The sequence below is a fragment of the Acidovorax radicis genome (genome assembly GCF_020510705.1).
Classification (GTDB): Bacteria; Pseudomonadota; Gammaproteobacteria; order Burkholderiales; family Burkholderiaceae_C; genus Acidovorax; species Acidovorax radicis_A.
On sequence record NZ_CP075184.1, the window covers coordinates 2,517,522 to 2,529,165 of the forward strand.

Below are 11,644 nucleotides of genomic sequence, written 5' to 3' on the forward strand. Positions count from 1 at the left end.
GCTGCTGCGGCCAGGTCAGGCAGAGGTGGTCCGCAACGATATTACGTTGCGACGCGCACGGCTTGGCGGGCCAGCAGCTTCCATTGGGCGCTTTGCTGCTGCCACACGCCCAGAATCTTGATCTGCACCTTGCCGGGCTTGCCCGAGTCGTTGGTGTCGGCCGTGAGGGTGTGTCGCACGATGGCGGTGTTGCCCACCACCTTGATGGTCTGGTCGGTGATGGCGATGGTGACAAAGTCGGATTTGCCGCTGACCAGGTCGCCGATGAAGCTGTCTTTGCTGTCCACCTTGCCACCCGAGTGGCCGTAGCTCAGGTCATCGGCGACAAGCTGGGCCAATGCGGCGGGCGTGGGGTCGATCATGGCCACGCGCAGTTTCTCGGCGGTGGCGGCGACAGATTGCTCTGACGAGGCCGTGGCGCTGCTGGGTGCGCTGGCTGCACAGCCCGCCAGGGCTGCAATGGCCACGGCAGCGGCGGCTGTGGCGAGAACGAATGGCTTGAACATGTTGTCTGTCTCCGTTGTTGTCTGTGATGGATGTGTGCGTGCCGCAGAAAAACCACCCGCCAGTGCACGGCCCGGCGTGTAGCGTGGATGACGGTGCCTGTGACGGTGCCAGAAATGCAAAAGAGGCCTGGTTCACCAGGCCTCTTGGGGCTGCTTACTGTGGGCCGAGCTTGTCGATCAGCGCCTTGAGTTCTTCCATCTCGGAGGGTTTGAGGTCGCTCAGGGGCGCACGCACGGGGCCTGCGCTGTGGCCGACGAGGGTGGCGCCTGCCTTGATGATGCTCACGCCGTAACCTTCCACCCGGTTGCGGATGTCCAGGTAAGGCATGAAGAAGCCCTTGAGCAGCCGGTGCTGCGTAGCGGTGTCGTCGGTGCGCACGGCTTCGTAGAACTGCATTGCAGTCTTGGGGATGAAGTTGAACACGGCCGACGAGTACACCGGTGTGCCCAGCGCCTTGTAGGCGGCGGCATATACCTCGGCGGTCGGCAGGCCACCCAGGTAGGCAAAGCGGTCACCCATCTTCATGAAGATGGAAGACATGGTTTCGATGTTGCCCACGCCGTCCTTGAAGCCGACAAGGTTGGGGCAACGCTCGGCCAGAATGGCCAACGATTTTGCGGTGAGTTTGGTGCGGTCACGGTTGTAGACGATGACACCGAACTTCACGCTGTTGCAAACCTGCGCCACATGTTCGATCAGACCCTCCTGGCCGGCTTCGGTCAGGTAGTGCGGCAACAGCAGAATGCCGTGGGCGCCCAGGCGTTCGGCTTCTTGGGCATGGGCGATGGCCATGCGGGTGGGGCCACCAGCACCGGCAATGATCGGCACCTTGCCGCGGCAGGTGTCCACGGCGGTTTTGATAACCTGGCTGTACTCGGCACCGGCCAGGGAGAAGTATTCACCCGTGCCGCCCGCAGCGAACAGGGCCGACGCGCCATAAGGTGTCAGCCATTCCAGGCGGCCCCGGTAGCCTTTTTCGTTGAAGTCGCCGTTGGCATCGAAGTCGGTGATGGGGAAAGACAACAGGCCGGAGCCCATGATGGTCTTGAGTTCTTGGGGATTCATGGTGTGAGCGGCAACCGCCTAAAAAAGAAAAAGATCAAAAGAAAAACGAAACGGAAAACAAAAGAGGGGTGTCAGAAGGCGGGAGCACACCCTGTGCCGCCAGGCTGGCACAAGGGTGTTGTGGATTCGCTCACACCTTCTCAATCAAGCCGGATCTTGGCTGCCGACACCACGCTGGCCCAGCGGGCGCGCTCCTTTGCGAAGAACTGGTCTTGCTCTGTGGGCGTCATCGTCACCACTTCGGCGCCCTGGCCCGCAAGGCGCGAGCGCAGCTCCGGTGCGCGGATGGCGGTGATGAGTGCCTTATTGAGCTTTTGCACCACGGCTTCAGGTGTGCCGCGCGGCAGCAAAATGCCCTGCCATGTGCCGGATTCGTAGCCGGGCACCCCTTGCTCGGCGATGGTGGGCACGTCACCCAGCAGCGGCATGCGCGTGGATTTGGACACGCCCAACACCTTGAGCTTGCCGTTTTGCACCTGCGGCAGCGTGGCCAGCATGCCGTTCATCAGTACCTGTGTCTGGCCGGCGACCGTGTCCTGGATGGCCGTGACACCGCCTTTGTAGGGGATGTATTGCCAGCGCGCGCCGCTGGCACGCTCCAGCGCCACGCCCGCCAAGTGGGGGGCGCTGCCAGTGGCGGTCACGGCAAAGTTCAGGTCGTTCTTTTTGGAATATGCGACCAGTTCCTTGAGGTTGTTGACCGGCACTGAGGGGTGCACCACCAGCAGGTGGGGCGAATAGGCCAGCATCGTCACGCCGCGCAGGTCCTTGGATGGGTCGAACGACAGCTTGGTGTAGACCGAGGGGCTGATGGCCAGCGCGCCCACGTCGCACAGCAGCATGGTGTAGCCATCAGGCTCGGACTTGGCCACGTAGTCAGCGCCCAGGTTGCCGTTGGCTCCGGGCTTGTTTTCGACGATCACGGTTTGTTTGAGCAGTTCCGACAGCGACTGGCTGATGGAGCGCGCAATGATGTCCGAGCTGCCGCCTGGCGGGTAGGGCACCACAATACGCAAAGTCTTGGCCGGCCACTCCGCAGGCTGCGCGGTGGCGACGGTGGTGGTGGCTGCCAATGCGGCGGTGCAGGCCAGGAGGATCGCGCGGCGTTGCAAATGCATGGGGTGTCTCCGATAAGTTGTGTTGTTAGTCATCGTACAACTATATTTGTTCCAACTCAACAAAAACAGACATAAGACAGTGGGTGAATGGCCAAAAACAAGGGTTAACGCTAAGGTTTTTGACAATGATGGTGGCGGATTCAAAGGAAAAAATGGCCTTTGAGGGCCTTCTGAAATTGGGGTAATCCCTTTATGACGAACCATGCCGTTCCCCTCAAAATACAAGCAATGTTGTATGACGACGTATAACAAAATGTTTGATTCGTGCTGGATGCCTTGACGGCGATACAGCGTGCATCGAGCGGGAACCCCAACGATTCACGCCCCCAACCCGGCCTGCCTTGGCGCTATACCCCCTTCGCTTCAAAGGAAAACCCCATGATTGCTACCCATCGCACCCGCCTGCGAGCGTCCCAGTTGGTCTTGGCCCTTGGCGCCGCGTGCGCGGGGCCAGGCGCCGGTGCTGCCACCTGGGTGTATGTGGCCAATGCCGACAGCCAGGATGTGTCGGTGTTCGAGCTCGATCGCAGCGCAGCCACGCTCAGGCCCGTGCAGACGGTGCCGGTGGGCGGGCAGGCCATGCCGATGGCGCTGTCGCCCGACCAACGTGTGTTGTATGTGGCGCTGCGCTCACAGCCGTTCCGGGTTCTGAGTCTGGCCATCGACCCAGCCAGCGGCAAGCTGCGCAAGATCGGTGAGGCCCCCCTGGCCGACAGCATGGCCAATATCGACACCGACGCCACTGGCCGCTGGCTGTTTGCGGCGTCTTATCCCGGGCACAAGATCACGGTCAATGCCATTGGCAAAGACGGCGCGGTGGGCGCGGTGCAGCAACTGATACCCACAGCGCCCAACGCACATGCCATCCATGCCGACGCAGCCAACCGCTATGTGTTTGCCACCAGCCTGGGGGGCGACAACCTCTCGGCCTGGCGGTTTGATGCCGAGACTGGCAAGCTCACCGCCCACGAGCCTGCGCTGACTGCTGTGGCGCCTGAGAAGTCCGGCCCCCGCCACTTCGTGTGGGACAAGGCCCAGCGCCATTTGTATTTGCTGAACGAGCTGGACGCCGCGCTGCAGGTGATGGACTACGACAAAGAGCGTGGCACGCTGCGCGCTGTGCAACGCACCACCACCTTGCCCGCCGACTTTGCCGGTAAGCCGTGGGCGGCCGACCTGCACCTGTCGCCCGACGGCCGCTGGCTGTATGCGTCCGAACGCACCTCCAGCACCCTCAGCACCTTTCGCGTCGATGCCACCACGGGCCAGCTGCAGCCTCTGGGCCAGGTGCCAACCGAAAAGTCGCCGCGTGGGTTTGCCGTCGATGCATCAGGCCGCTTCCTGATCGCCGCTGGCCAGGAGTCGCACAGCGTGTCGCTGCACCCCATTGACCCTGCTACCGGCATCCCTGGCACACCGTTGCGCTTTCCTGCAGGCAAAAACCCCAACTGGGTCGAAATCGTCGAGGTGCCATAAGAACGTGTTCACGATCTAAGAACCTGTTCAAAGTTTCGCGCCAGGTTCGGCCGTGCCCTTTTCGCTTTTTGTGTCGCCTTGCCCCGTCCGCTGATCCCTCCTTTTTCACACACTACCTGGAGACAATCCTCATGCAACGCAGAACCTTGATTCACACCGCCACCCTCGCGGCCGTCGTCGCCAGTGGGCTTATCGGCCTGCCCGCCAGCGCCCAGGGCACCTGGCCCACCGGCAAAACCATCAGCTACGTGGTGCCGTTTGCCGCTGGGGGCACCACCGACACGCTGGCACGCCTGATCGGGCAGCAACTGGGCACAGCCCTGGGCACCACCGTGATTGTTGAAAACAAGGGCGGCGCGGCTGGCAGCATCGGCTCTGAAGCCGCCGCCCGTTCGGCACCCGACGGCTACACGCTGCTGGGCGGCACGGTCAGCTCGCATGCCATTAACATCAGCCTGTATCCCAAGCTGGGCTACGACCCGATCAAATCGTTCGACCCCGTGACGCTGATCGGCACCAACCCGGTTGTGCTGGTGGTTTCTGCCAACAGCCCCTACAAAACGTTGAAGGACGTGCTCACCGCCGCAAAGGCGAAACAGGGCGGCTTGTCGTCTGCATCGGCCGGCACTGGCAGCTCGCAGCATCTGGCGGTGGAACTGCTGGGTTTCAAATCGGGCATCAAATTCACCCACGTGCCTTACAAGGGCAGCGGCCCCGCCATCCAGGACGTGATCAGCGGCCAGGTGGACATGATGTTTGACACCACCGTGGTGGCGGCCCCCCACATCCAGAGCGGCAAGCTGCGCGCCATTGCGGTCACATCGGCCAAGCGCCTGGCGTCCATGCCTGACGTGCCTACGGTGGCCGAGTCGGGTGTGCCCGAACTCAAGGACTTTGAAGTGCAGTCTTGGCAGGCCATTTTTGTGCCCAAGAACACGCCCAAGCCCATCGTCACGCGTTTGCATGACGAGATCCGCAAGGTGCTGGCCCAGCCCGACATGCAAACCCGCCTGAAGGGTTTTGGCATGGAGCCGGCCGATCTGTCGGTGGCGCAGATCGGCGCCTTCCAGAAGGCCGAAGTGGAAAAATGGGCCCAGGTCATCAAGGGCGCCAACATCAAGGTGGACTGAGCCGTCACGGCGGGCCGCGGCCACTGGTGGGGCCGTGGCCGGCTGCATGGTTGCTCAAAAAAGCGGGGTGGCTGTCACGGGCCACCCCGCTTTTTTATGCCGGGATGCGTTCGCCCGGGGGCCTGTGCATGTGCCGGATCACTTGCCTAATCGCGTGCCGGTTGCATCGCCGGGGGGCGCAGACGGGGCCTCGGCCCCCTCGCCACCCGCACCGTGATCGCCACCTGTACGCTGCAGCAGGCAAAACCCTGGGTGCTGGCCGGTGAGCAGCAGAAACAGGGCGAACACAGGGCTTTGCATGTTGCGCTCGTCGGTGGGGCTCTCCAGCGCCTGCCAGGTGCGCGACTGCACGCCGCCACGGCTGCCAGTTTGCAGCGGGTAGCCCATCAGCTCGGCCGCCTGGGCCTGGCTGAGCCCGGCCGCCACGCGGGCCGCCTTGAGCTGGTCGCCCGTGGGGGTAGGCAGGGCCATGGGTGTGACCCGTGGCGGAATGGGCACAAGGGGCTGTTCAGGCGCAGTCATGGGTGGTGTTTGAAAAAGAAGGTTTCACTATCAAATGTGTAGCTGCTAGCGCTTTCTGCATAAGCGTAAGAGCCCATTTTTACTTAAATTTCATCTGCGGCGTTGAGCGGGCATCGCCTGCGGGAGATGCGGCGCGTGCACTCAGTCTTCCTCCGACGCGCCCAGGAATCCGCCGCTCTGGTGCCCCCACAGCCGCGCATACACGCCCCCCTGGCCCAGCAGTTGCGCATGGGTGCCTTCTTCCACAATGCGGCCCGCGTCCATGACGATGAGGCGGTCCATGGCGGCAATGGTGGACAGGCGGTGGGCAATGGCGATCACGGTTTTGCCCTGCATGAGGCCGTCCAGGCTGTGCTGGATGGCGGCTTCCACCTCCGAGTCGAGCGCACTGGTGGCTTCGTCCAGCAGCAGGATGGGCGCGTCTTTCAGCATCACGCGCGCAATGGCCACGCGCTGGCGTTGGCCGCCCGAGAGCTTGACGCCGCGCTCGCCCACATGGGCGTCGTACCCCGTGCGGCCCTGCAGATCGGTCAGCGTGGCGATGAAGTCTGCCGCCTCGGCGCGATCGGCCGCCTGGTGCAGGTCGGCCTCACTCGCGTCGGGGCGGCCGTACAGGATGTTGTCGCGCATGGAGCGGTGCAGCAGCGAGGTGTCTTGCGTGACCATGCCGATGTTGCGGCGCAGGCTGTCTTGTGTGACGTGGGCAATGTCCTGTCCGTCGATGAGGATGCGGCCCGACTGCACGTCGTGAAAGCGCAGCAACAGGTTGACCAGGGTGGATTTGCCCGCGCCCGACCGGCCGATGAGCCCGATCTTCTCGCCCGGGCGGATGGTCAGGTTGAGCTGGTCGATGACCGGGCGCGCGTTGGCACCCTGGCCATAGGCAAAGGTCATGTTGTCAAAGCGCACCTCGCCCTGGGTCACGCTGAGCGGCTTGGCATCGGGTGCGTCGACCACCGTGCGCGGTTTGGTCAGCGTGTTGATGCCGTCCTGGATGGTGCCCACGCTCTCGAACAGCGTGGTCATCTCCCACATCACCCAGTGGGCGTGGCCCGACACGCGCAGCGTCATGGCGGTGACGGCGGCCACAGCCCCGGCGCCCACTTCACCCGCTGACCACAGCCACAGCGCGGTGCCGCAGGCGCCCAGAATCATCGCCACCACGAGGATGTGGTTGACGATCTCGAACCGGCTCACCAGCCGCATCTGCGCGTAGCCCGTGAGCTTGAACGCGTCCATGGCCGCGCGCGCAAATTCTGACTCGCGCCGCGTGTGCGAGAACAACTTGACGGTGGCGATGTTGGTGTACGCATCGGTGATGCGCCCGGTCATGACCGAGCGCGCATCGGCCTGCGCCTTGCCCACCTTGCCCAGGCGCGGCACAAAGTACCAGCAGGCCAGGCCATAGGCCACCATCCACGCGGCAAACGGCAGCAGCAGCCGCGCGTCAAACCCCGCCAGCAGCACCAGGATGGTGACCAGGTAGATACCCATGCCGATCACCACGTCGGTGGTGGTGAAGATCATGTCGCGCACGGCCAGCGCGGTCTGCATGATCTTGGTGGTGATGCGGCCCGCGAACTCGTCGGCGTAGAACGCCATGCTCTGGCCCAACATCAGGCGGTGAAAGTTCCAGCGCAGCCGCAGCGGAAAGTTGATGGCCAGCACCTGGTGCTTGATGCTGGTCTGCACCACCACCAGCACCACCGAGGCTAGCAGCAAGGCAGTGATGCCGATCAGCGCGCTCTTGTGCCCGGCCCACAGTGCACTGGGCGGGGTGGTCGAGAGCCAGTCGACCACACGGCCCAACACGGCAAACAGCAGGGCCTCATACACGGCAATGGCCGCCGACAAGCCGGCCATCGCCGCCACATAACCCCGCAGCCCACGGGTGCCATCCCACACAAAGGCCATGAAATCACGCGGGGGAAGGTGGGGCTCTGCGGGCGGGTAGGGCGGCAGGCGGTTTTCGAAAAATCGGAACAAAATCAAAACTCCTTGGTCCCCGATGGTACGTGGGGTGATCCGGCGCTGGTGCGGCGCGCGGCAATGCACGCCGTGGCCAAAGGGTTGTGTTCGCAGAGGGTGAGGGAGGCCAGCCGCATTCGGCAGGCACCAGCGCTTGACGACCCCGCTGGCTGCGCGCGGTTCAAGCCGACGGCTTGTCAACCACGGTGATGCGCGGCACCTATGTCACGCCGGGCTGCCTGGCCAAAAAGCGGTAGAGAAACTCGGTCAGGCTCTTTTCACACAGCGCCATCGCGGCAGGCTCGGACGCCATAGCTTCGCCCTGTTTCTGGGTGCGTTTGGCGGCCTCTTGCCACTGGCGAGCGCGGCATCCACGCGGCGCTTGGCCCACCAGGTGCAGCCGCCTGCCATGGCCAACACGCCCGCAGCCGCCAGCGCCGCGATCCAGGTCACGCGCTTTTTACCCAAGCGGCGTGGTGTTTGGTGTGATTCCTGGGGCGGGCGCGGCCTCAGCCGTCAGGCCTTCATCAAAAAGGCGATCACCACCACGGCCACCCCGAGCACCAGGTTCACCGCTACCCACGTGCGGATGCTGCCCAGTGCCTTGCCACCATCAGGCCAGTTGCCCGCAGACACCGCGCGTTGCAGCCGCTTGAAAAGCGCAAAACGGATATGGCCGAAGATGGCGATCATCACCAGGCCCAGCGTGGCCATGAGGGTCCAGCCCAGCGGCATCGAGAAAGTGCCGCCCGACTGCGCGGCCTGCCTTGCCACGCGCCCAATCATCCACAGCCCGCTGCCCAGCACGATGACCACCGCAACCCCCACTGCCGCAAGAAAACGCTGGAGCACGTCGTGCATCAGCCGCACCCGCTGAGGCGGCTCCAGCGCCTGCGCCGCGGGCCGCAGAAAGTAGTGGGCGAAAACCATGCCGCCTATCCACACCATGATGGACAGCACGTGGGCGAGTTTGAGAGCGTTGTAAAGCATGGGCGTGTGTGGGGCGCTGGTGCCCGGTGTGAAGGCGTTTGTGAAGTCGTTGTGCGGATTGTGCCGCTACATGCGCCCAGGGCCCCCGCCGCACCGGGGCGGTAGCCCTTCGGCCCGTGGGTGTGCTGGGTGCGCTTGCATTGGATGGCTTTCTGTGCCCACGCTGAGCGGCCAACAAAACTCTTCTGGCGTTGTTGCCGCGTCTTGTCGTACCACTCGTACTGCCTGCGATGCAGCGCCTGGCCAGACTAGCCAGAACCGCTTCGCTGGGTTTTGTTAGCCGCTCCAAGCGCTATGGGGCCTGGGGCCCGTGTTTTTCGTGTTCTTTATAACGACGGCGATGGGCGGGCCACGCGCACCTGGTTGCCACCGTTTTTCTTGGACACATACATGGCCTCGTCCGCGTGCCCCAGCAAGTGGTGCTCTTCACCGCCATGCTCGGGGTAGACCGCCACGCCGATGCTGGGCCGGATGTGCAACGGATGGCCTTCCAGATCAAAGGGGTGGCTGAACGCGGCCAGGATTTTTTCGGCGGCCGCTGTGGCGTGTTCGGGTGCCTGGCCGCCTTCTAGCAGCACCACAAATTCGTCGCCTCCGAGCCGCGCAACGGTATCGGAGCCACGCACCGAATCGATCAGCCGTTGTGCAACCCGCTGCAGCAACAGGTCGCCCATGGCGTGCCCCAGCGTGTCATTCACTTCCTTGAACCGATCAAGGTCCAGAAACAGCAGCGCCAGCAGGTGCTGCTCGCGCCGTGCCCGCGCCATGGCGGTCTTGAGGCGGTCCAGAAACAGCTGGCGGTTGGGCAGGTGCGTGAGCTGATCGTATTGCGCCATATGGGCCAGGCGGTCGTGCATCTGTTTGCGCTCAATGGCCGACGCCACCTGGGTCGATACGAACTGCAGCAGCTCCTTGTGTTTTTCGGTGTAGCGGTCCTGCTCCGAAAAACTCTGCAGCACCAGCGCACCGATGGCGCCGTTGGAGGTTTGCAAAGGCACACCCAGCCAATACAGCGGCGCGGTGCCCTGGCCTGCACAACCTGCACACCCTTGCCTTGCATGTGCTGCAAGCGCCACGCTGTCGTCGGGGGTCAGCAACACGGTGCGGCCGTGGGTGATGACCCCGGCGCACAGTGCGTCATGTGCCAGCGGGATGGGTGTGGGGGCCGGGGTCTGTTCGCCGACGTGGTAGGGGAAGCTCAGGGAATCACTGTCAGCGTCGTACAGCGCCACCGCAAAATTGGTGGCGGGCAGCAAGGTGCCGATGACCTGGTGAATGTGCTGAAACAGTGCCTGCAGGTTCTGTGTGGTGTGGGCGGCTTCCGAAATGGTGTAGACCACCGCCTGCATGGATTGCGCGAGCTTGCGCTCGGTGATGTCATGCGCTACAGCGAGCCGCACCTGGCGGTCGGGCAGCCAGCGCGCTGTCCAGCCAATATGGGCAATGCTGCCGTCCTTGCGGATATAGCGGTTTTCAAACTCCAGCTGCAGGCTGCCTGCGGTCACCTTCAGGGCCTGTTGCTCGGTGGCCTTCAGGTCGTCGGGGTGCACCATGTCCAACATGCGTTTGCCGATCACCTCGGCGGGGGGGTAGCCAAAAATGCGCTCGAACGCCGGACTCACAAACTCAATGGTGCTGTCTGCTTGGACGACGCAGACCGCGTCGAGCAACAGGTCCACAAGGTTCGAGGAGGAATAGCTTTGCATGGGGCGGGAAGCGGACAGGGTGCTGGAAGGCCCATTGTGCCGCGCCCCACGGATTGGTTTCGTGTGTGGCCAGAAAACACGCAGATTCGACAGGTTAAAGAAAGCCAGTGCGCGCCCCTCGCACCCCGACCGGCGTGTCTGCCTGCCTGCGGCCCGCAGGGCATGCGCCAGTCGCATGTCGATGTCGATGCGTGTGTATGTCGGTAAATGCTATTTAATTGATAGCTGTTGGCGCTTGTGAATAAAGCGCCGGTGGCACTTTTAGGTGTATTTTTTCTCCAGCGCGTCCCACTCGCCCTTGCGAACCAGGCGCTGGCGCTCGGCAAACGGCGCTACGAGGGCGGGGTCTTCGTCGATGCGCTGGGTGTCGCGCAGCACCGTCAGCGCTTTTTGCATGCCGGCCACAGCGCCTTGCAGCGCGGCATTGGCATACAACACGATGCCGTAGCCCAGGCCGCCCAGCTCTTGGGCGCTGAAGATGGGGGTCTTGCCACCAATCACCATGTTCATGAGTTGGGGCTTGGCCAAGCGTTGGGGCAGGGCGCGAATCTCGTCGGCACTGGTCACCGCCTCTACAAACAGGATGTCGGCCCCCGCCTCGGCAAAACGCTGGGCGCGCTCCACTGCCGCTTCAAACCCGTGCACGGCCGCTGCATCGGTGCGCGCCATGATGAGCAGGTCGGGGTCGCGCCGCGCATCCACCGCCGCCTTGATCTTGCCCAGCATTTCGTCGGTGGATGTCACCTCTTTGCCGTTGAAGTGCCCGCAGCGCTTGGGGCTGACCTGGTCTTCGAGTTGAATGCAGTCTGCGCCCGCGCGTTCGAGCGTGCGCACGGCGTGGTAGGTGTTGAGTGCGTTGCCAAAGCCGGTGTCGGCATCCACGATCAACGGCACCTCGACGGCGTCGCGGATGCGCGCCGTGTGGTCGGCGATGTCCGTGAGGCCCATGAAAGCCTGGTCCGGCAGGCCGAACCACATGTTGGTGACCCCCGCGCCCGTGACGTAGATCGCCTCAAAGCCCAGGTCGGCCACCACACGGGCCGACAGGGCGTTGAAAGCACCCGGCACAAGGACGCCGCGGCGGGCATTGGCCAGCGCCTTGAGTTGTTGTTTGGTGTTCATGATTGTTGGCAAAAAATGGGGCTTGCGCCCGCTGGGTATG

The 11,644-nt window shown here is 63.6% G+C and carries 10 protein-coding genes; 2 read left to right on the forward strand and 8 right to left on the reverse strand.

The genetic code is table 11. The annotated features are described in order from the left end of the window. Positions 1-41: 41 nt before the first annotated feature. From KI609_RS11535 to KI609_RS11545, 3 genes are all read right to left on the reverse strand, one after another. Positions 42-506, reverse strand: a complete 465-nt coding sequence (locus KI609_RS11535; RefSeq protein ID WP_226443377.1) for a nuclear transport factor 2 family protein — start codon at positions 504-506, stop codon at positions 42-44. A gap of 154 nt (positions 507-660) precedes the next feature. Next, positions 661-1,572, reverse strand: a complete 912-nt coding sequence (gene kdgD, locus KI609_RS11540) for a 5-dehydro-4-deoxyglucarate dehydratase (protein ID WP_226443378.1) — start codon at positions 1,570-1,572, stop codon at positions 661-663. A 140-nt stretch (positions 1,573-1,712) separates the two neighbouring features. Further along, positions 1,713-2,690 (reverse strand): Bug family tripartite tricarboxylate transporter substrate binding protein, encoded by a 978-nt coding sequence (locus KI609_RS11545; protein ID WP_226443379.1) that lies wholly within the window; start codon positions 2,688-2,690, stop codon positions 1,713-1,715. 378 nt (positions 2,691-3,068) lie between these two features. On the opposite strand from KI609_RS11545, the gene KI609_RS11550 reads away from it, so the two are divergent. After that, entirely contained in the window at positions 3,069-4,166 is a 1,098-nt protein-coding gene (locus KI609_RS11550) for a lactonase family protein (RefSeq protein WP_226443380.1), read from the forward strand. Between the two features lie 131 nt (positions 4,167-4,297). Continuing rightward, positions 4,298-5,296 (forward strand): Bug family tripartite tricarboxylate transporter substrate binding protein, encoded by a 999-nt coding sequence (locus KI609_RS11555; RefSeq protein WP_226443381.1) that lies wholly within the window; start codon positions 4,298-4,300, stop codon positions 5,294-5,296. A 138-nt stretch (positions 5,297-5,434) separates the two neighbouring features. On the opposite strand, the gene KI609_RS11560 is transcribed toward KI609_RS11555, so the two are convergent. The 5 genes from KI609_RS11560 to KI609_RS11580 form a co-directional block, all read right to left on the reverse strand. Then, positions 5,435-5,818, reverse strand: a complete 384-nt coding sequence (locus KI609_RS11560) for a helix-turn-helix domain-containing protein (protein ID WP_226443382.1) — start codon at positions 5,816-5,818, stop codon at positions 5,435-5,437. 141 nt (positions 5,819-5,959) lie between these two features. Next, positions 5,960-7,804: an ABC transporter ATP-binding protein gene (locus tag KI609_RS11565; protein WP_226443383.1), complete on the reverse strand. Its 1,845-nt coding sequence runs from the start codon at positions 7,802-7,804 to the stop codon at positions 5,960-5,962. A gap of 498 nt (positions 7,805-8,302) precedes the next feature. Next, on the reverse strand, positions 8,303-8,776 hold the full coding sequence (locus KI609_RS11570) for a CopD family protein (RefSeq protein WP_226443385.1): 474 nt from the start codon (positions 8,774-8,776) through the stop codon (positions 8,303-8,305). A gap of 326 nt (positions 8,777-9,102) precedes the next feature. Further along, the gene (locus KI609_RS11575; RefSeq protein WP_226443386.1) at positions 9,103-10,482 is read right to left on the reverse strand and encodes a bifunctional diguanylate cyclase/phosphodiesterase; all 1,380 of its coding nucleotides are present in this window, start codon (positions 10,480-10,482) and stop codon (positions 9,103-9,105) included. A 261-nt stretch (positions 10,483-10,743) separates the two neighbouring features. Beyond that, on the reverse strand, positions 10,744-11,604 hold the full coding sequence (locus tag KI609_RS11580) for an isocitrate lyase/PEP mutase family protein (protein ID WP_226443387.1): 861 nt from the start codon (positions 11,602-11,604) through the stop codon (positions 10,744-10,746). Positions 11,605-11,644: the final 40 nt, after the last annotated feature.

What these genes read in the sequence shown, in the direction of transcription:
- kdgD (WP_226443378.1), bottom strand. Translation starts at nt 1,572, where the DNA reads ATGAATCCCCAAGAACTCAAGACCATCATGGGCTCCGGCCTGTTGTCT.
- KI609_RS11575 (WP_226443386.1), bottom strand. Translation starts at nt 10,482, where the DNA reads ATGCAAAGCTATTCCTCCTCGAACCTTGTGGACCTGTTGCTCGACGCG.
- KI609_RS11535 (WP_226443377.1), bottom strand. Translation starts at nt 506, where the DNA reads ATGTTCAAGCCATTCGTTCTCGCCACAGCCGCCGCTGCCGTGGCCATT.
- KI609_RS11550 (WP_226443380.1), top strand. Translation starts at nt 3,069, where the DNA reads ATGATTGCTACCCATCGCACCCGCCTGCGAGCGTCCCAGTTGGTCTTG.
- KI609_RS11555 (WP_226443381.1), top strand. Translation starts at nt 4,298, where the DNA reads ATGCAACGCAGAACCTTGATTCACACCGCCACCCTCGCGGCCGTCGTC.
- KI609_RS11560 (WP_226443382.1), bottom strand. Translation starts at nt 5,818, where the DNA reads ATGACTGCGCCTGAACAGCCCCTTGTGCCCATTCCGCCACGGGTCACA.
- KI609_RS11545 (WP_226443379.1), bottom strand. Translation starts at nt 2,690, where the DNA reads ATGCATTTGCAACGCCGCGCGATCCTCCTGGCCTGCACCGCCGCATTG.
- KI609_RS11570 (WP_226443385.1), bottom strand. Translation starts at nt 8,776, where the DNA reads ATGCTTTACAACGCTCTCAAACTCGCCCACGTGCTGTCCATCATGGTG.
- KI609_RS11580 (WP_226443387.1), bottom strand. Translation starts at nt 11,604, where the DNA reads ATGAACACCAAACAACAACTCAAGGCGCTGGCCAATGCCCGCCGCGGC.